This window comes from Psychrobium sp. 1_MG-2023, assembly GCF_030689115.1.
Classification (GTDB): Bacteria; Pseudomonadota; Gammaproteobacteria; order Enterobacterales; family Psychrobiaceae; genus Psychrobium.
Window position 1 is genome coordinate 1 of sequence record NZ_JAUYVJ010000012.1, and the last position, 21181, is coordinate 21181.

At 41.2% G+C, this 21181-nt stretch carries 14 protein-coding genes; 7 read left to right on the forward strand and 7 right to left on the reverse strand.

Annotated elements, in window-relative coordinates:
* Nucleotides 1–570: 570 nt before the first annotated feature.
* Nucleotides 571–2634 carry a YjbH domain-containing protein gene (locus Q8W26_RS08110; protein WP_101215282.1) on the reverse strand — a complete coding sequence of 688 codons (2064 nt, stop codon included), beginning with the start codon at nt 2632–2634 and terminating at the stop codon, nt 571–573.
* 103 nt (nt 2635–2737) lie between these two features.
* Nucleotides 2738–3775, reverse strand: coding sequence for a hypothetical protein (locus Q8W26_RS08115; protein ID WP_101215283.1), 1038 nt, complete (start codon nt 3773–3775; stop codon nt 2738–2740).
* 942 nt (nt 3776–4717) lie between these two features.
* On the opposite strand from Q8W26_RS08115, the gene Q8W26_RS08120 reads away from it, so the two are divergent.
* From Q8W26_RS08120 to Q8W26_RS08135, 4 genes are all read left to right on the forward strand, one after another.
* Entirely contained in the window at nt 4718–6223 is a 1506-nt protein-coding gene (locus Q8W26_RS08120; protein ID WP_305473086.1) for an MBL fold metallo-hydrolase RNA specificity domain-containing protein, read from the forward strand.
* 32 nt (nt 6224–6255) lie between these two features.
* Complete coding sequence (gene pgi / locus Q8W26_RS08125; RefSeq protein ID WP_305473025.1) at nt 6256–7893, forward strand: glucose-6-phosphate isomerase; 1638 nt, start codon at nt 6256–6258, stop codon at nt 7891–7893.
* 242 nt (nt 7894–8135) lie between these two features.
* The gene (locus Q8W26_RS08130) at nt 8136–9575 is read left to right on the forward strand and encodes a mannose-1-phosphate guanylyltransferase/mannose-6-phosphate isomerase (protein WP_305473027.1); all 1440 of its coding nucleotides are present in this window, start codon (nt 8136–8138) and stop codon (nt 9573–9575) included.
* 105 nt (nt 9576–9680) lie between these two features.
* Nucleotides 9681–11066 carry a phosphomannomutase CpsG gene (locus tag Q8W26_RS08135; protein WP_305473029.1) on the forward strand — a complete coding sequence of 462 codons (1386 nt, stop codon included), beginning with the start codon at nt 9681–9683 and terminating at the stop codon, nt 11064–11066.
* Between the two features lie 441 nt (nt 11067–11507).
* On the opposite strand, the gene Q8W26_RS08140 is transcribed toward Q8W26_RS08135, so the two are convergent.
* From Q8W26_RS08140 to rsmE, 3 genes are read right to left on the reverse strand one after another with little or no spacing between them, the layout of a single operon-like run.
* Nucleotides 11508–11831 (reverse strand): BolA family transcriptional regulator, encoded by a 324-nt coding sequence (locus tag Q8W26_RS08140; RefSeq protein WP_101215286.1) that lies wholly within the window; start codon nt 11829–11831, stop codon nt 11508–11510.
* A 3-nt stretch (nt 11832–11834) separates the two neighbouring features.
* Nucleotides 11835–12791, reverse strand: a complete 957-nt coding sequence (gshB, locus tag Q8W26_RS08145; protein ID WP_101215287.1) for a glutathione synthase — start codon at nt 12789–12791, stop codon at nt 11835–11837.
* A gap of 26 nt (nt 12792–12817) precedes the next feature.
* Nucleotides 12818–13549: a 16S rRNA (uracil(1498)-N(3))-methyltransferase gene (gene rsmE, locus Q8W26_RS08150; RefSeq protein ID WP_101215288.1), complete on the reverse strand. Its 732-nt coding sequence runs from the start codon at nt 13547–13549 to the stop codon at nt 12818–12820.
* Nucleotides 13550–13684: 135 nt separating this feature from the next.
* On the opposite strand from rsmE, the gene Q8W26_RS17915 reads away from it, so the two are divergent.
* From Q8W26_RS17915 to Q8W26_RS08160, 3 genes are all read left to right on the forward strand, one after another.
* Nucleotides 13685–13852 carry a hypothetical protein gene (locus Q8W26_RS17915; RefSeq protein WP_370694269.1) on the forward strand — a complete coding sequence of 56 codons (168 nt, stop codon included), beginning with the start codon at nt 13685–13687 and terminating at the stop codon, nt 13850–13852.
* Nucleotides 13853–13996: 144 nt separating this feature from the next.
* Entirely contained in the window at nt 13997–15991 is a 1995-nt protein-coding gene (locus tag Q8W26_RS08155) for a S9 family peptidase (RefSeq protein WP_370694270.1), read from the forward strand.
* Between the two features lie 340 nt (nt 15992–16331).
* Nucleotides 16332–17690, forward strand: coding sequence for a phenylacetate--CoA ligase family protein (locus Q8W26_RS08160; protein ID WP_305473032.1), 1359 nt, complete (start codon nt 16332–16334; stop codon nt 17688–17690).
* Nucleotides 17691–17704: 14 nt separating this feature from the next.
* Here Q8W26_RS08160 and prsR read toward each other — a convergent pair whose 3' ends face one another.
* Both prsR and prsK read right to left on the reverse strand, forming a co-directional pair.
* The gene (gene prsR / locus Q8W26_RS08165) at nt 17705–19063 is read right to left on the reverse strand and encodes a PEP-CTERM-box response regulator transcription factor (protein ID WP_101215290.1); all 1359 of its coding nucleotides are present in this window, start codon (nt 19061–19063) and stop codon (nt 17705–17707) included.
* Nucleotides 19044–21179: an XrtA/PEP-CTERM system histidine kinase PrsK gene (prsK, locus tag Q8W26_RS08170; RefSeq protein WP_101215291.1), complete on the reverse strand. Its 2136-nt coding sequence runs from the start codon at nt 21177–21179 to the stop codon at nt 19044–19046. The genes prsR and prsK overlap by 20 nt, the downstream gene beginning before the upstream one ends.
* Nucleotides 21180–21181: the final 2 nt, after the last annotated feature.

Consider the following 21181-nt stretch of genomic DNA (forward strand, 5'->3'; position numbering starts at 1 on the left):
TCAAGTGGATAAATAGTGAGGTTATTATTCTAAAAGCCCATTAACATTGGTAGGTGGGGTTAATTGACCGCTTACTTTTTATCTATCAAAGTGCGTCTTCCTGAAGTGTTTTTATTCAGGATCTTTGTTTGTTGTATCTGAGAGAGGTTCTGGATAGAAGCATTCCTGAACGACGACGTTGGGCTTGAACACTGTGCTTTTGTCATCCTGAAGGTGCGTTTATTTTAGGATCTTATGATGGTTCATTAGGTCCTGACTAAGAACATGTCAGGACGACAGCTAACAGAGAGGTTCTGGATAAAAGCGCTCCAGAACGACGAGTGTGGGGCATGAACACTGTGCTTTTGTCATCCTGAAGGTGTGTTTATTTTGAATCTTATGATGGTTCATGAGGTCCTGACTAAGAACATGTCAGGACGACAGCTAACAAAGAGGTTCTGGATAGAAGTGTTCTAGAACGACGAGTGTGGTCCTGAGAGTGTTGAACTCAGGACCACACAGCCATAGCGAGGTTCTGGATAAAAGCACTCTAGAACGACGGATTGAGGTGCTAGAATGGCGCTTTTTACGTTATTTTATAAATTTAGCCGCTTCTTGCAGTCGATAGGCATTATTTTTAATGTAGGCCGCATTTAAGCGATCATAGTTAAAGTATGCGTTATCTAAGTTATAAAAACGTGCGCCTGTGTCACCTGACCCTGGGGTTAGGCGATTATGGCTTTTACCAACAAGCGTACTGATACCATAGTTCCAATTAGGCAAGCCACGCACTTGGAAGTATTTGCTATTAAAGTCTTTTCTTGGTGTGAATGGTATTGAGAAACCGATGCCGACAAATTGATTCCTTTCTATATCGTCTTTTTTAGTATCGCGATAGCTCATGTTGATAATCACATCGCCGAACATGCGCTTCAAAGATAGGATATAGCCTTTATCTTGTTGCCAGAACTGTCCGGCTTGCACTTCAAAAGAAGTGTTTAATTTAGACGCATAATAACGGTATTCACCTACAATCACCGTTCTATTTGGATCTTCAGCAGGTTTCCAACAGGCGGCAAAAAGTATGTTACAACCTTGATAATGCTCACGAGGTGGAACCACTTGATTTTCATATTTTGAGGTTATTACGTTAGCACGATGTGCACCGTTACTACTTTGCCAACGGATCTCGTTGCTGACAAAGTCGTGATCATAACGATCGCGTCCTACAGTGGTCATATTTTTGAGGTTGTAAGGTAAAGTGAAGGTTTGATTTAAGCTATAACCTTGCATCCCCGTTTGATGGCGGCTATTTTCAAAGTAACGACCGTCTTTAAAGTCTTCAGTTTCACTGATATGAGTAATATGCTGTGCTGTTAACGCCGCGCCTGACCAAAGTGGAACCTCTAAATGGCTGGCTAAACCTAGCGAAGCATCAAACATACCAAACTCTGTACCAACAGTTGAAATGATTGATGGCCATAAGGTTAAGCGAGGCTTAAACCAAGTTTTATTGCTGTTGTGCTTATTTACAAAAGTGACCGTTTCGTTGGTGTTATAAACATCCGTTGTGATACCCACGGCCAGAGGCTTTTCTTCGTTAAGAAAAGCAAGGTAATCAGCTGTATTACCTGTGATTGCAAGTAATGAAACTTCTTGCTCTTTGGTGACCAGTTTAAATTGAGTATATTGCTTTGACAAATTAGTATTGATGATCGCAAGTGCAACACCTAACCCATCAATTTGATTGCGGTTGTAGATGTGGTTCTCTAGTTCAATATAAGCAGTTGACGAGTTTATTTCACCGACACGGATAGACTCGAAGCCTTCTTCTGTTAGTTTGTTTTTTACTTTTTCTAAAGTGCCAGTATTATCAACAACGTCTTGAGCGATGTAGCGATAAGCTTGCTTTGATGTCTTTTGTTTAAAGCTGGTTTTGGTGTGCATTGGTACATTAATTTCAATACCATAATAGATATTATCGCTTAACTGGTCGTTCGAGCTATAAGCAAGTAGATTAGCTTTTACCTGCAGTTGATTATTAAGCCACTCTTTAGGTGACGAGAGGTGAAGCCCAACGTTGGTATCGCTGCTATCGTGCTCAACCGATAATTTGGCCCAATCTGTGGCTTGCCAAGCAACACTGCCAAAGAAACCGTCCATACGGCCGACTTTGGAGTCACTGCTACTTGCGCCCAATGATACTTGGATATCTTCAAATAATGTTTTTGAAGCAACAGCGTACTTAGCCCCAAAGTTATTTGCAGCACCACCAGCATCTTGAACACCGATAGCTAATGTGAACCAATCTTTTGGAATATATGGAATGGTAAACTTCACATTGGCTGACAGGTCAGTAATAAGAGCTTTGCCATTTTGGTCCTTATAGTCAGCTAACCGACCTGAAACTTCAACATGCTCCCACAGACCAAGGCCAAAATGCAGATTATTACCGTCGCGATATTGGCCACGGGCTTCCGTTTGATTACTTTGTTGAAAATGAAATATGCCTGTCTCAAAAATATCAGCAGTCGGTGTGTTAATTAAGCCGCTGAAACCTTGATATGATGTTGTAATATTTTTTTGCGCCATCGCCGAGGTGCAAGCAATGGAGAGTGAACAAAGTGCTAATGCTTTTAGAGCAGGCTTTTTCATTAGTGAAACCTTAAGTAAAAAAGGAGATGATAAAAGAAAACCCGCCGAAGCGGGTTTTCAAGAGATTAAGCTTCTAAAGTCAGAAGTCTAATTTAATTATAAATTAGTTACCAGTTGCACCAGTTGCGCCAGTACCGCCAGTTGCGCCAGTACCGTGAATGATGTCGCCAATTAGATCGCCTAATTTATCTGCATCAATTTCATTTGGAATTTCTAGTACAGGCAGGTCACCGTCAACATCTTGGTTAATTTCAGCTGCTAATGTGTCAACTACAGTATCAATTTGCATTTGAACACTGTTAAGAATAGCTACTGCAGCTGGAGCAACAGCACCTAGATCAGCATCTTCGTCTGCAAAAATAGCTGACGTGATTGTTTTGATTGCGGCAGTATATGCGGCAATTGCTTGGCCTAAAGACTGGTCATCAGCTGAGTCTAAAGAAGCAACTGATGCGTTAATCAGTGTTAAAGTTGCTGCAATTTCATCTGTTAAAGAAACGTTAGCACTTACAGAAGCGTCAACAATTTCAACATCGTAAATGTTAGCGTCTGTTAAATTGATTCCTAGCGTTGCGCCTACAACCTGAGTTGCACTTTTTTGTAGTTCAACAACTTGCTCTAATGTGATGTCAGCTAGAGTGATAGCATCGTTTTCAGCTACTGAAGCTAGGATAGTGTCTGTTGCCATAGTTGTTAATAAGTTAACATCAGCATCAACAGTTGTACCATCTGAGTAGCTCATTGTTGATAATGTTAAACCAGCTAGGTCAGCTGCTGGAACAACACCACCACGCTCAACATCACCACACATAGGAGCATCACAAATCATTGTTGTGTCTGCATCTGCGGTAACACGAGTAATGTAAGTACCTGTAATAGGTGCTGCACTTTCAGTGTTGTTTAATGTAACAGAGTAAGTTCCGTCTGCGTTAGTTTGACCTGAAGCTAACACGTCTGAGAAGTCTGTATCGCTAGCAGCGAATACTTCTACTAATGCATTGCCAAGAGCACCCTTAATTGCATCACCTTGAACGTCAAGCGTTGCTTTAGTGAATGGGATGATGTTGTTTTCAGAGCTACCACAAGCCGTTAATGACAAGCCGATAGCAGCCGCTAACGTAGTACGAAGAAGATTTTTCATTATCAATTACCTTATAAAAATATCGGACAGATAGTTTATTTTTGGGAGTTCCTTGCCATTAACAAAAAACTTAAAATTAGTTCACGGATAGTACCATCTATCGCGCTGAATTCAACCATTTTTTAGTTTTTATTTTAAGCATTGTCACAGGCAAATATAGATCAAATTCACTGTAATGTAAGAGCTATAATACTTTAGATTTACTCTGCTTTATTTTCTCTTACTAGTCTATACGCTTTTAGGTGAATTATTGCTGAATATTATGTCATTTTTATGTTTTTTTATTGAAAATAATAAAACCACGTTCCAAGTATACCTTTGAGAGTCTTTTGGTGTTGCGGCTTGGTTGTGGTTACAGGGGGACCAGAGTGACAAAGCATTTTATTCATGAAAGTGTTTAATTCAGGGGTTAGGTTTCTTGCTACAGCATGAGGCCCTGACTAAAAGCATGCCAGGGCGACGGTTGTGGGACATGTCAGGGCGACAGCAGTGGGGCATGCGAGAGTGACAAAGCATTTTATTTATGAAAGTGTTTAATTCAGGGGTTGGGTTTCTTGCTACAGCATAGGACCCTGACTAAAAGCATGCCAGGGCAACGGTTGTGGGAATGCGAGAGCGACGGTTGTGGGACATGCCAGGGCGACAGTTGTGGGACATGTCAGGGCGACGGTTGTGGGGCATGCTATGGGGACGATTTTGGGCATGGCAGAACGAGCCACGATTGTCGTCCTAGACACCTTTTAAGCCTAGGGCTGTTGATGTGAAGTAATTGCTGTTGGAATATTACAAAAGTAAGTTACAATAATTACATGGTGATGGCGTTATAATGACGCGATCTTTTTACAAGGATTGTAATTATGTTAGAGATCTTTCTTAGCACTTTGTTGCGTGGCTATAGTGAATAGTCAAGCTAATCACCACGAAGGTGAGAACGACAAAGGTGTGGTTAAGTCAGCTGGGGATGGATTTGTTCCCATTTTTAGTACACATATTTTTCATCACGGGGCAGTTAATGGCGTGACAGGTTCGTGCCATGAGTTAGCGGTTGACGTAAACCCCGTGACTATTGATGACGCTCGCCATCGTTATGTAATTGATTGTGGATTATTTCAAGGGGCTGAAACTGCAGGGGTTGCAACAGAGTCACTATTAGCCATTAACTTTTCTTTGGATAATGTGGCTGCGTTATTAGTTACTCATTGTCATATTGATCATGTGGGACGTATTCCTTATTTGTTAGCAGCCGGTTTTACCGGCCCTATTTATTGCAGTACTGCTACAGCAATATTACTGCCAGAAGTGATAGAAGACGCGTTAAAAGTCGCGGGTTTTAAGAGTTATGTTATAACAAGTGCCATTTTAAAGCGTTTAACCGAGCAATTGGTTGCTGTTGATTATCATCAATGGCAAGCGTTACCGTTAGCTTTCAATGATCCAGCGCTCTCGGTAAAAGCACGTTTCCAACCAGCAGGCCATATCTTAGGCTCGGCCTTTATTGAATTTGAAATTCAACATCAAGCAGATAAAAAATGCATAGAACGAGTTATCTTTTCTGGCGATTTAGGTGCCTGTTATACTCCGTTATTGCCTGCGCCCAAGCCGCCATACCGTTGCGACAAGTTAGTCATTGAAAGTACTTATGGTGATGCAAATCATGTTGGCCGAAAAAGGCGCAGAGCAGCGCTTGCTAGTGTCCTCAAACGCTGCGTAGCAGATAATGGCGTGGTATTAATTCCGGCATTTAGTATTGGTCGTACCCAAGAGCTACTTTATGAAATTGAAGAGATTTTACATCGCTTGTCATTGAAGTCGTCTCTGAGTGACGCAGAAAAAGTCCTCAACCAAATTGATATCATTATTGACTCGCCGATGGCTGCAAAATTTACCAAAGACTATCGTCATCTTCAGCAATGTTGGGATAAAGAAGCGCGTAGGAAAGTAAAACAAGGTCGTCATCCGCTCTCTTTTGAGCAACTCATGGTTGTTAACTCTCACCAACAGCATTTGGAGGTGATGGACTACCTTGATAAGCATCGACAAAAAGTACCCGCCATTATTATTGCCGCCAGTGGAATGTGTAGTGGAGGGCGAATTGTTAACTACCTCAAACGCTTTATTGAGCAGCCGAGTACCGATATTTTGTTCGTTGGTTATCAAGCTGAAGGGACGCCCGGTCGAATTATTGCCAAGTATGGGCCCAAGCAGGGTTATGTTTATCTTGATAACCAAAAATACACGATTAATGCTCAAGTTCATGCAATGAGTGGCTATTCTGCCCATGCAGATCAAAAAGATTTATTACGTTTTGTTAAGCGCATGCGAATAAAGCCTAAACACATTCGCATTGTGCATGGTGATAATAAAGCCAAACAGGCATTAAAAGCTCAATTACAGCGATTGTTACCCAATACCGAGGTGGTTATTGGTGCTTTGCATCAATCGCGATAACGAATTAAAAAACGAATTTAAAGAAGTAAAAAATGAACGAACATACTTTATCAAAATTAGCTGTCGAGTATTCAAACTTCTCGATTTATCAGTCTTTTGTAACCGATGCTAAGCGGGCTGAGCGTTTTTCGGTCGCTGCAGCAGGACTTTTCCTTGATTACTCTAAGCAGAAAGTGACTTGTGAGATTATGGACCAGCTTGAGCAATGGGCGCAAAGGTTAGGTTTGTCGGCAAAAATATCTGCTATGTTTAATGGCGATAAAATTAACTTCACAGAAGAACGCGCGGTTTTACATACCGTTTTACGCGCTCCTTATGAAAGGCAAGAAGCGATATTAGGTGAAGCATTGGCTAATGAAGTTGCCAATACCGAGCTGAAAATGGAAACATTAATTCAAGCGATTAATGACAAGTCTATGACGGGGTATAGCGGGTTGGCATTTACCGATATAGTGGCTGTGGGTATCGGAGGGTCATACTATGGACCAAAAATATGTGATAAGGCGTTAACACCTTATCAATCGAAAGGATTGTCAGTGCACTATGTCGCTAATGTTGACGGTAATGCATTAGAAAGCAAGTTACAGCTTTTAAACCCTCAAACCACTTTAGTCGTCGTAATATCAAAGACCTTTACCACTCAAGAAACACTATTAAATGCCAACGCACTTAAATCATGGCTTGTAGAGTCTGGTTGTGGGGAATATTTAATTCATAAACACTTTGTTGCTGTAACGACTAACCTTGAGTTAGCGGTACGCTTTGGTGTTGATCCCGATAACATCTTACCGATGTGGGATTGGGTTGGCGGGCGCTTTTCACTGTGGTCTGCGGTCGGCTTTCCGTTAGCTTGTGCTATTGGTGTTGAAAACTTTAAACGTTTAAAAGCAGGGGCCTATGAAATGGATAAGCATTTGTTAGAGGCGCCCTTAAGTAGCAATATGCCTGTCATTCTTGCGTTATTGGGCGTGTGGAACCGTAGCTTTTTAAATTATCCAAGCTTAGCGGTATTGCCTTATGATCACTTGTTAGGAGACTTTCCGGGGTATCTACAGCAGTTGGATATGGAAAGTAATGGCAAGCAAGTGACTGTTGATGGCGATGAGGCTCCATTAGCCACCGCCCCAATTGTGTTTGGGCAAGAGGGCACTAATGGTCAACATGCTTTTATGCAATTAATGCATCAAAGTGATGAGGTGGTGCCAACTGAGTTTATTGTGGCATTGCGCGGTCATAGTCGTTTTCCGGAGCACCACCAAACCTTAGTCGCTAATTGCTTTGCACAAAGTGAAACGTTGATGCAAGGCAAGTCCCTTGTGCAAGTGCAAGAAGAATTAGCTAAGCAAGGGATGTCGAGTGCCGATATTGCTCAGCTAGCACCGCATAAAGTGATGAAAGGTAATGTCCCAAGTGTCACTTTAACTATGGAGCAGCTGACCCCTGAAACGATGGGGAGCTTAATGGCGCTGTATGAGCATAAAATTTTTGTTCAAGGGGTGATGTGGCAGCTAAATTCATTTGATCAGTGGGGCGTTGAACTCGGTAAAGTCTTAGGACAGCGGGTGATGGCAGCGATGAGTGGTAACCCAGACGCCGGGTTGTCTGCTTCAAGCCAGCAGTTAATTAATCGATTTAATCAAGTGAATAAAAATGACGTTAAAAAACAATAAGAAAGATGTGATTAATTTGTCATCCTGAGAATCTTCTACTGAGGTTCTCCTGGTTGATGCTGCATGAGACTCTTGTTAAAAAACTGCTATTAGGGCCAAGCTTCGTCGCTGTGGAGGTATTTTTAGCCCCAGACGTGGCGTAAATGTTCAGGTACATAGACTTAGTGATTCTCGGTATTTTTGACTATACTTAGCTCAAATAGGGGATTACGTCTTTTTACTTGGGCTCTAAGGAGTTAATAATGCTCATTCCTGTGGTTATGGCTGGTGGCTCTGGTACGCGTCTTTGGCCGCTATCTCGACAACTTTTTCCAAAGCAATTTTTACCTTTGGTTGATGATTCAACCATGCTTCAAGCGACACTCAATCGTTTAGAAGACCTTCCTACGGGTGAGTCGATCACCATTTGTAATGAAGAACATCGTTTTGTTGTGGCTGAACAACTTCGTCGTAGCGGTGAGTTGGGGTCGATAATATTGGAGCCTATAGGCCGAAATACGGCGCCAGCAGTAGCTCTAGCAGCGCTAGTTGCGCAGCAAACCGACGATGAACCATTGTTACTTGTGCTTGCTGCTGATCATGTCATCGAAGATCAAGAGGCGTTTGAGCAAGCCGTATTATCGGGGATGGACCTTGCAAAGCAAGGCAAGATGGTTACTTTTGGAATCGTTCCAACCAAACCACACACCGGTTATGGGTATATAAAGCAGGGCCAACCTATTACGGAAACGGCTTATGGAGTAAGTGAGTTTGTTGAAAAGCCAGATCTGGAAACTGCAACTCACTATGTAGAGTCGCGTGAGTTCTTGTGGAATAGCGGTATGTTCTTATTTAAAGCCAGTGATTATCTAAAGGCGCTTGAGCAGTTTCGGCCCGATATTTTACATGTTTGTCAGCGTTCAATTGAAACTCTGGCGTCTGACCTTGATTTTGTGCGGGTTGATAGCGAAATATTTGCAGAATGTCCGGATGACTCAATTGATTACGCTGTGATGGAGCCACTAACCGCACAAAGCGATAATCAGGTAACGGTTGTACCCCTTGATGCTGGTTGGAATGACGTAGGTAGTTGGGCTTCATTGCTAGAGGTTTCTGATAAAGATCAACAAGGCAACCACTTTAGTGGTGATGTTATTGCTAAAGAGACCAAAGGCACTTATGTCTATGGCAAGCAAAAACTAGTAACCACGTTAGGGGTGTCAGATCTCATCATCGTGGATACGCCTGATGCATTGTTGGTTTCAAGTGTAGAGTGTAGCCAACAGGTTAAAGAAATCGTTGATGAGTTAAAGCTTAATAGACGAGAGGAAGCAACAATTCACCGTGAGGTCTATCGGCCGTGGGGTAAGTATGATGCAATTGATAATGGCGAACGTTATCAAGTTAAGCATATTACCGTTAAGCCAGGGGCTAAATTATCTGTTCAAATGCATCATCACCGAGCTGAACATTGGATTGTTGTTAGTGGCGCTGCGTTAGTGACGAATGGCGATGAGCAGTTTATGCTAAGCGAAAATGAATCAACCTATATTCCAATCGGTACCATTCACGCCTTAGAAAATCCTGGGAAAATACCTTTAGAGCTTATTGAGGTTCAGTCAGGTAGCTACTTGGGAGAAGATGATATTGTGCGCTTTGAAGATATTTATGGCAGAGTTGAAAGCTCGATAAAACCGTCTTGATTGCGTCGCCCTGAAAGTGTTTAATTCAGGACCTCTTGATGTTGATGAAGGCCTCAACATGTTTAATTCAGGATAGCGTTTTTATAATATTCCAATGAGTGATGAATGGAGAGTAAATTAATGACAACGGATGAGCTAACGTGTTTTAAAGCCTATGATATTCGAGGAAAGCTAGGTAAAGAGCTTAATGAAGACATCGCTTATCGCATCGGGCGTGCGTTTGGCCAATACCTCAAACCTAAAACAGTGATTGTTGGCGGTGACATCCGTTTAACCTCTGAAGTGTTAAAACAAGCGACAGCTAATGGCTTACTAGACTCCGGTGTCAATGTTATTGATTTAGGGATGACCGGAACAGAAGAAATTTATTACGCGGTCAGCGCACTCAAAGTGTGTGGTGGTATCCAAATCACTGCTAGCCATAATCCAATTGATTATAATGGCATGAAGTTAGTACGAGAAGAGTCAAAACCTATCAGTGGCGATAGTGGCTTATTGGAGATAAAAACTTTAGCGGAGGCTAATGTTTTTTCTGAGCCAGCCAAACAAGGAGTTTTATCTAAGCAATCGAACTTAACTCAGTATGTTGAACATTTATTAACGTATATTCAGTTCAGGAATATCACGCCTCTTAAGTTGGTGGTAAATGCGGGCAACGGTGCTGCTGGTCATGTTATTGATGCACTTGAACGTCGTTTTGTTGAGTTAAGTATTCCGATTGAGTTTATTAAAATCTATCACCAGCCTAATGGCCACTTTCCAAATGGTATTCCAAATCCACTGTTACCAGAAAATAGGGCGGCTACAGCAGACGCAGTTAAATTTCATCGTGCTGATATGGGTATAGCATGGGACGGCGATTTCGATCGTTGTTTTTTGTTTGATGAACGTGGGGAGTTTATTGAAGGGTATTATATTGTTGGTTTACTGGCGGAAGCGTTTTTATTGAAAAAAAGCGGTGAGAGCATTATTCATGATCCCCGCATGACTTGGAATACTATTGAGCTAGTAAAACAAACTGGCGGCGTCCCAGTATTATGTAAAACAGGGCATGCCTTTATTAAAGAGCGGATGAGGCTAGAAAATGCTGTTTATGGCGGCGAGATGAGTGCTCACCATTATTTTAGAGACTTTGCTTATTGCGACTCTGGGATGATCCCGTGGTTGTTGGTAGCAGAAATGTTGTGTGTTAAAAAACAGCCTTTATCTTCATTAGTGAGTGAACGCATTTCTCGTTACCCATCCTCAGGTGAAATAAATCGCAAGTTGGCAAATCCGCAAGCGGCAATAACAAAAGTCGAGCAAAGGTTTAGTCAAGACGCACTCGCCATAGATTATGTCGATGGTTTAAGCATTGAACATAATACATGGCGTTTTAATTTACGCAGTTCAAATACCGAGCCCGTTGTTCGACTAAATGTAGAATCAAAAGGAGATGTCGCATTGATGGAAAAGAGAACCCAACAGATAATTGATGTATTAGAGAGTTAACTCGCTCGTACTGTTATTTTATTTATTGCTTTGTGAAATCGGTCTTCCTGAAGCTGTGTGATTCAGGACCTTATTGTGTTTTTGAACAGCGAGATACCGGCTAAAAATCTGCCAGTATGACGATGTGGAGGTATTCATTTTGTCTTCCTGAGAGTGTTTTACTCAGGACCTCGTCGTGTTTTTGAACAGCGAGATACCGGCTAAAAACTTGTCGGTACGATGATGTGGAGGATTCACTCTGTCTTCCTGAGAGTGTTTTACTCAGGATCTCGTCGTTGGTGTTTGGGAGGTTCAGGCTAACAAACTGCCCAAACGACGATGTGGGGGTATTCATTTTGTCATCCTGAGAGTGTTTTACTCAGGATCTCGTCGTTGGTGTTTGGGCGGTTCTGGCTAACAAACTGCCCAAACGACGAATTTCGTTGGAACAATAGAGTGTAATTACTTACCGCCACCTAAACAATTTGGTGATGATGGGACATCACCATTAGCGTTTTGCCACTGCTGTGGATCAAAAGTGTGTAAGGCTAGGGCATGGACAGGCCCCTCAAGTTCTTCACTTAATACCTTATAGATTAGCTGGTGGCGCTTCACTTGCCGCAGTCCTGCAAAAGATTCACTGACTAAGGTGACCTTAAAGTGAGTTTCAGAGTTTGGCGGTACCGAGTGCATGTGTGACTCATTCTCTACACTTAACACCAAAGGGCTAAACTCTTCGCTTAGCTTTTGTTCTATTTGGCGTTGTACTTTATGGTGGTCTGTCATCAGTTATCCTAGAGCTTTTAAGCGTGTTTCGATAGCGTTCATCAATGCGCCAGTGATATCGACATCAAATGCTGCTTCAATTTCTTTTATACATGTTGGGCTAGTGACATTAATTTCAGTGACTTTGTCACCAATTACATCTAAGCCAACGAAGATTAACCCTTTCTCTTTAAGCTTAGGGCCGATGGTTCGTGCTATTTCCCAATCGGTATCTGACAGTGGACGAGCTTCTCCTCGGCCGCCTGCTGCTAAGTTGCCACGGGTTTCGCCTTCAGCGGGAATACGAGCTAAACAATATGGCATAGGCTCACCATCGACAATTAGGATCCGCTTATCACCATTGCTGATATCTGGAACAAATGCCTGTGCCATCGCATACATCGTTTCGTGTTGAGTCAGAGTCTCTATGATCACTCCAACATTTGGATCGCCAGCTTGAACACGGAAAATCGAGGCTCCTCCCATGCCATCAAGCGGTTTTAAGATCATATCATTGTGTTTTTGGTAAAACTCGCGAATCTTGTCACTGCGGCGAGTAACCAAAGTGTCTGGCGTTAAATCGGCAAACCATGCGGTATAAAGTTTCTCATTACAATCTCGTAGGCTTTGAGGCTTATTAACCACTAATAATCCTTCGTCTTCTGCGCGTTCCAGTAGGTAAGTTGCGTAAATAAATTCAGTATCAAAAGGAGGATCTTTACGCATTAATAGCACATCAAGATCGCTTAATCGGATCTCTTGTTCATTGCTTAGTTCAAACCACTGCTCAGGATCTTGCTTTACTGATAGGCTCTGGACACGTGCAAAACTATGGCCTTCATTTAGATATAAATCATTCATCTCGAGATAATACAATTCATAACCACGAGTTTGTGCTTCCATTAACATCGCAAAGCTGCTGTCTTTTAGAATATTGATGTCCTGGATTGGATCCATCAAAATGCCCAATTTAATTGTCATTTTCTATCCTTTATTTAAATTTATTATTAGCCTAAGTCACCAAAGCGCGTTTGCAAAGCACTAATTACAGTAAGCCCTGCGGTTTCAGTTCTCAATACACGTGGGCCAATTAGAACTTCATCAAAACCACTAGCACTTGCTTCTTCAATTTCAATATCTGATAAACCGCCCTCAGGTCCTATGACTAAACGAATACCATGCTCAGGTGCTGGTAGACTATTGATTGAATAGCTCGCACGGGGGTGTAAATTAAGCTTCAGCTCATCACTTTCTTGTGCTAACCATTCACTAAGGCCTAATGGCTGGTGGATAGTCGGCACGGTATTACGTCCGCATTGTTCGCAGGCGGCTATAACAATCTTTCGCCATTGATTGAGCTTTTTTGTTAGTCGCTCACCGCTGAGTTTTACACCGCAGCGCTCTGTAAATAAAGGCGTAATTTCAGTGGCGCCAAGCTCAACGGCTTTTTGAATGGTTAATTCCATTTTATCACCACGAGAAACCCCCTGGCCAAGGTGTATCTTTAGTGGGGATTCAATATCTATGTCATTAAATGATTCGATTTGGGCGACAACTTTCTTTTTACCCGACTCGATGAGTTTCGCTGGATACTCACCGCCATTGCCATCAAACAAAATAATCGGTGCATCAACAGTTAAGCGCAATACTCGCCCAACATGATTTGCCGCATCAGCATCTAAAGTGACTTGTTGTGCAGACCCAATGGTCTCTGGGTGAAATATTCGAGGAGTTCTCATGCTATAGCCTATTGGTTATTATCATTCTGATCTGGCGTCAAAGGTTGATTTTTCAAGGTTTGTTACAAAAAAATTATGGCAAATAATAGACTTTGCTCTATATTGTATACAATTAATTCATAATTAGGAAAACTCATGATCTCCAACCTTGTGGCGAAACGCTTGGTTTTAGCAATTGGCTTAGGCTTCGGTCTGAGCGCTTGTCAAAGTACCCTCGAGTCCACGCCAGTTAGTGCCGTTAGTGAACAACAGCCTTTAACCCTTGAACGCATCTATAAGGACAACGAATTTAAGTCGGAATGAATCGGTCAAATCCGCTGGTTAAGTGATGGTTCTGGTTATACCGCTGTTGAACGTTCAACCAAGAAGCATAAGAATGCGCAAGGTGAATTAAACAGTATTGGTCATGATATTGTGGTTTATGATCCGAAGACGAATAAACGCCAGGTGTTGATTTCTGCAGAGCAATTAATTGTTTCTGGGCAAGATAAGCCATTAGCTATCCATGATTATGTTTGGTCTCAAGATCGACAGCAGGTATTAATTTATACCAACTCAAAGAAAGTTTGGCGCTCAAACTCGCGCGGTGATTATTATGTACTGGATTTAGCGAGTTCTGAGCTTAAAAAAATAGGTGCATCAGATTACCAAGAAAGTCGTTTAATGTTTGCTAAATTCTCACCAGATGGCAGCAAAGTGGCTTATGTATACCTTGATAATATTTACGTGCAAGAGATAGCGTCGCAGCAAATTACTCAACTAACGTTTGATGCTAATCGAAGTACTATTAACGGCTTATTTGATTGGGTTTACGAAGAAGAGTTTACCATTCGTGATGGCTTTCGTTGGAGCCCTGATGGCAGTAAAATTGCGTATTGGCAATTAGATACGAGTGGCTCTAAAGATTTCATTATGATTAATAATACTGATGATCTTTACCCAACACTGACTAAATTCCCATATCCCAAAGTAGGTGAGAAGAACCCAGCAGCAAAAGTCGGTATGGTTAATTTATCTACTCAAAAAACAGTTTGGGCTGAGTTTGAAGGGGATGCGCATAATATGTATATCCCTCGCATGAGCTGGGCAGCCAACAGTGATGAAATTATTGTTCAGCGCATGAACCGTAAACAAGACACTAATACTGTTTATTTAGTTAAAGCGAGTGATGGTCAGCCACAGCCAATCTATGTTGAAAAAGAGCAAACCTTTATAGAGTGGGTTTATGATGTAACGTGGATTGACGATGGCAAGTCGTTTTTATGGATTAGTGAGCAAGATGATTGGCGTCATATTTATAAAATCTCTCGCGATGGAAAAACGGTGACAGATTTAACGCCAGGGGCCTTTGATATTACCTCGATAAAATCGATAGATCAGGACAATGGCTGGGTCTACTTTATTGCGTCACCTGATGATGTTGCACAGCGTTATTTATATCGTGCACCATTAGATGGTAGTGGAAAAAAAGAGCGAGTTACGCCACAACAATATGCTGGTTTTAACCGTTATCACATGGACGCGAAAGGTCAGTGGGCTATTCACAGCCATTCAAGCTTTGACACACCAACAACAAAGCGACTTGTTGCGTTAAGTGATCATCAAACTCAGCGTACCATGCTAAAAAATAAGGCATTAAAAGCAAAATTAGCGCAATTAAGTTTGGGCCAAACTGAGTTTTTTCAAGTGGAAGCGCGTGATGGCGTTAAGCTAGACGGTTACATTACCAAACCAGCCAATTTTGACGAAAATAAGCAATACCCAGTGATATTCTATGTCTATGGTGAACCGGCAGGTCAAACCGTCAAAGACAGTTGGCGCGGTAACTCATTTATGTGGGATCAATTATTAACTCAGCAAGGCTTCATCGTTGCTTCAATTGATAATCGTGGTACTAAAGCCCCGAAAGGTCGAGCTTGGCGTAAATCGATTTATGCAAAAGCAGGTGTGGTCACCTCACGAGATCAATCAGATGCACTAAAAGCGATGGCAAAGCGCTATCCATTTATTGATACTAAGCGTGTTGGTATTTGGGGGCATTCCGGTGGCGGTTCAATGACGTTAAATATGCTATTTAGATACCCTGAACAATATCAAGTTGGCATTGCAACTGCACCTGTGCCAGATATCCGTTTATACGATACGATTTATCAAGAGCGTTATTCTGGGCTATTAGAGGATAACAAAGAAGCTTATGAGCAAAGTGCGCCAATCACCCATGCTAAAAACCTACAGGGTAACTTACTGCTTATTCACGGCACGGGCGATGACAATGTGCATTACCAAGGTAGTGAACGTTTGATTAATGAATTAATTAAACATAATAAGCAATTTGAGTTTATGTCTTATCCTAATCGTAGCCATTCATTACGAGAAGGGGAAGGGACAACGCTTCACTTAAAAACAATGATGACTAACTACTTTAAGCGTCATTTGCAATAAGCTTTGAATCTTGTTGGGATTTTCAATAGCAGCAAAGGATCCTGAATAACACATTTTCAGGATGACGCTTAATTGTTGTCCCAACATACTGGACTACAAAGTTATTTAGAGGTTCGTTAAAACTTCAACCGTCGTCATTCAAGCATGCTTTTAGCCAGAATCTTTTTCTTAACAACTAAGTGGGCCCCTGAATAACATACTTTCAGGGGCTCACTTATTTAGCGTCTAAGTATGTAATAACTCCACAGTTGTCGTTGTGAGTTGTTTTTTCCTTTATTCGGTGGTCTTTGTCTTATTCTCTTCTATGCTTAAATTAGAGCCTGAGGAGGATAGGGATATTATGACGCAGTCACTTTACACTTCACTTGTTAGCAAAGTTATTTTTCCACTTCATGAATCGTTAAAATCTCATCATTCTGTTTCGGTTCGGCAATCATTGGAGCGCTCTCAATGGCAATCTAAGCAACAGATATTCGCTGAACGCGATCAACGTTTAGCACGTTTTATTGATAAGGTTTATAACGATGTGCCATATATAAATCAATTATTTAATGATTTGTGTTTAACGCCGGAGGATGTGTGTCAAAGTGATGAACTAACCAAGTTGCCTTTTATGACCAAAGAAGTCATAAAACAAAATTTCGATGAACTGATATCTGTTAATGCAGGTCCCTTGAGCAAGGGCAATACCGGGGGATCATCGGGTAGCCCACTGACCTTTATGTTGGGCAAAAACAGAGTTAGTCACGATGTTGCTCAAAAGTGGCGAGCGACGCGTTGGTGGGGAGTTGATATTGGTGATAAAGAGTTGGTTGCATGGGGCTCACCGATTGAGCTTGGGGCCCAAGACAAAGTGCGTCAATGGCGAGACGGTTTACTCCGAACCGAGTTAATGCCTGCATTTGATTTAACCGAGCGTAGCATTGAGCAATTCATTCACCGCATTGTGTTCCGCAAACCTGCGATGCTTTTTGGCTACCCATCTGTTTATGAAGTCATTGCTAAACAAGCCAGAATGAAAAAGGTGCGCTTAGATAATTTAGGAATAGAAGTCATATTTGTTACATCTGAACGTCTTTATGATCATCAACGTGAATTAATCGAGTCTGTCTTTGGCTGTCCTGTAGCAAATGGTTATGGTGGGAGAGACGCTGGCTTTATTGCCCATGAATGTTCGAGAGGTGGCATGCATTTATCAGCAGAAGACATTATTGTTGAGATTGTAGACTCTGCTGGAAATCCCCTTCCTGATGGTGAATCTGGTGAAATAGTCATAACCCATCTCGCGTCCGAGGACTTTCCATTTATCCGCTACCGCACTGGAGATATTGGCTGCTTATCGACAGCTAATTGTCCTTGTGGTCGTGGGTTACCGATGTTGGAGTCAATTGAAGGGCGCAGTACGGACTTTGTGATTGCTCAAGATGGCACTATGATGCATGGTTTAGCATTAATTTATATTTTACGTGAAATTGAAGGGATTAAAGAGTTTAAGGTTGTCCAGCAATCGATTGATTTAACAGATGTGTTTATTGTTCCTGAGCAAGGTGGATTAAGCGATGCAATGTCCAGTGCTATTACTCAAGGGTTCAAAGCAAGACTCGGCCAAGGTGTGGAGATTAATATTCAATTAAGTGAGGCCATTGTGGCTGAAAAATCAGGAAAGTATCGTTACATTATTAGTCATGCTATTGATTGAAACTTGTTCAGCAGTTAGCTGCTGACAAGTTCATTGATATTGTATTTTTCGATCAATGCGTAAAGCGTTGGCCGAGTAACTCCTAACTGTTCAGCGGTCTTTGACATATTACCATTGCATAGCTCATAAGCACTGACAATTGCTTTACTTTCTGCTTGTGCACGCACGTCCCTTAATACAATGATATTATCTTGTGTTGAGGCGTTAAGACCTAACTCAAGTTCATCAATGTAGTTATTATCTGACATTATCACTGCGGATTTTATTTTATTTTGTAATTCGCGAATATTTCCTGGCCAAGAATAGTTCATTAGGGCATTAATAGCCTCTGGTGTGAATCCTTTAATCTTTGCGTTTAGCTCTTCATTAAACTGTTTTAAGATAGTTTTAGAAAGTAGAATGATGTCACTATCTCGCTCTCTAAGGGCTGGGATATTAATACAAATCTCATTGATTCGATAGAATAGATCTTCACGAAAGAACTCTTGGTTAATCATTTCTTCCAAGTTTCGATGTGTCGCACAGATCACTCTAATATCAATCTCTATTTCTTGGCGACCGCCGATCCGTTCAATTAACCGCTCCTGCAAGAAGCGTAGCATTTTGGCCTGTAAATTAAGAGGCATATCACCGATTTCATCTAAGAATAAAGTGCCTCCGTGTGCACATTCAATCTTCCCTTTCGTTTGTTTGTGAGCGCCCGTAAATGCACCTTTTTCATAACCGAAGAGTTCGCTTTCTAGTAAATTTTCAGGTATTGAGGCACAATTTATTGCGATAAAAGGTTTATTTTTCCTATCGCTTAATTGGTGGATTGCTTTGGCCAAAACCTCTTTACCTGTGCCACTCTCTCCGAGCAATAATGTGGTGATATTATTTTTAGCAATTCGCTCTACCATTTTGATTACACGTTGCATTGGCTGGCTTGAACCGATGATATTGTTGACGGACGGGGCGAGTAGGTTTAATCGTCGGTTTTCTTCTTCAAGTTGGTAAAGGTGCAACGCACGGGTGAGAAAATGAATTAAAATATCGGGTTCAACAGGCTTTTGGAAAAAGTCTGTTGCACCCAGTGCAATAGCCTTGACCGCATTTTTTCGATCATCATTGCCTGTGATAACGATTACTTTGGTATGGGGGGCAAAACTTAATATAGCCGTTAGTGTAGCGAGCCCCTCGCTGGCATTGGTGGGGTCAGGTGGTAAGCCTAAATCCAGTGTTACAACCGTAGGCGCGTGTAAACGCATTTGTGCCATGGCACCGGTTTGGTTCTCAGCAGTGATAATGTCAAAATCGCTTAAGCTCCATTTTAATTGCTTTAGAATGCCGGGGTCGTCATCGATAACTAAAATTTTAGGCTTTATTTGACTCATAATACGAATCCTTGTTGGGCACGAGTTCGGACTGCTGGGGAATTAATAAATTAATGCATGTCCCTTGGTGTTCAATGCTATCTATCTCTAGTTGACCACCAATGTCTTCGATATAGTGTTTGGCTTCGTAGGCTCCAATTCCCATCCCAGCGTTTCCTTTTGTTGTATCAAAAGGCTTGAAAAGGCGATGTTCAATAAAGTCTTGGGTCATGCCAACGCCGCTATCTTTAATAGAGATAATCCAATGCTTTACGGTTTGCTTTAACGCAATAGTGACAGAGTGATTTGCCATTGATTCTTTACTCAGACTAGATTCCCCTTCAATAAGACTAGCGTGACAAGCATCTTGAGCATTTTTTATTAAGTGCAATATAATATTAGTCAACTTTTCAGGTTCTAGGTATAAATTTGGTGAAGGGTTAGTGCCCTCGTTTACGTCAATTATGAGTTGTGGAACGGGTGTGTAACTAACTTTGTTAATAATTTCTTTGAGGAAAGATTTTAAGTTAATTGAACTTCGCTGTTGCTGTTGGGATTGTTTGGTTCGTAGCTGAGAGAGCATATTATTGATTTTTTTACTGGCGTGTTCGATGGTTTCAAAAGTGTCATCAATAAACTCTGGGTTATGTTTAAATTTTTGTGCATTAGCTGAGGTTAATTCTAATTGTGCGGCAATATTCTTTAAATCATGGACTAAAAACGCTGACATACGATTAAATGCTGTGAATTGGCTAGCTTCCAATATTGCTCTGTTGGCTTGGTTTAGTGCTAAAAAGTTGGCAAGCTGTTGGCCTGCGGTGAACAGTAAATCCCGATCTTCATAGTTTACGATTTCATTATGGCTAGGCCTAGACAAAAGAAAGTAACCAAATAGGGCATTTTGATGAATAATGGGGACGACGATTTTTAGCGAGCAATTTAATACAGCGTCTAATCCCGTCAGTTGCTGTGGGTAAACTTCGGGATAGCGCTCATATTCGTCAATATCAATAATCCATTGTTTATCATCTTTTTGATAGCTTGCAATGAAGTCTACCCATTTTGACTCAGTCGTAAAATTATCGAGCGTGGTAGCATTGCACATTATCGGTTTGTCTTTTTTTATAATGAATAATGCGCCATGTTTCATCTTAAATAATTGAGTAATAGCATTAATGGCGACATATTTGTAATCTGTACTAGAGTCTTCAGATAAGCTGTTGTTTAAGTTTATCCACTGTTGTCGATAGTTGTAACGGTTAGCAAAAAAGTGCTTATCTATAAATACTTTAATCTTATTCTTAAGTGGCTGGTTAATAAATAGCAATACTAAAATAGCCAAAGCTAAAATAGTGAAGAGTAATTGAGATACGACCCCCCAATGCCCGCCATTTATTTTTAAGTAGTAGCCCGTAGCACCCATAGTGAGTAGGTAAAGGGAGATGCCCAGCAATAGAGTGGAGTGGAACACAACTTCGCGTGATATAAATATGCGCAAGCCTAATGACTCTTGACGCTTAATACCAATGACTAATATAGGGCTAAGGAGTATATAAAATGCGCCTCTGAGCCAAAACATGTCTAAGTTTATCTGTGATAATAAAACTGCACTAGAGTATAAGATAAGGTCGAAAATAGCGAAGCCTGCAATGGTGAAAGCTAATGGTTTGAATCCCCATTTAAACTCGCTGCTGCCTTGGCGGTAAAGGTACTCGATCATGATTAATAATGCGATTGATTGTGTTAGTTGAGCGATAAAAATGAGTTGAGTTGGTATGAGGTACAAATAAACATTAAGGGTTAAACAGAACAAACTAAAAATGATCAGAAAGTAAAACAAAGAGAATTTATTTCTGGTGGCAATTAGTGACAAAAACTTGTTTTTTTTGAGCAATAAGTTAATACAGAGCAAGCCTAATAGAAGGTTCTTAACCGTCTCAAATATGAAAGAAAAAATTAGAGGCTTTTGACTCTGAATTGAGTAGCTGGTGAAAAAACACCAGGTTGCAGTTGCTATAACTGCCATAAACAGGATCTTTGAATTTAACTGTTTAATCGAAGTGGTGGACATTAAAAGAAGGAGCAAGAGAAAGCATCCTCCTGCGATTAGGTAACTAAAAAAACCAACACTTTCCATTG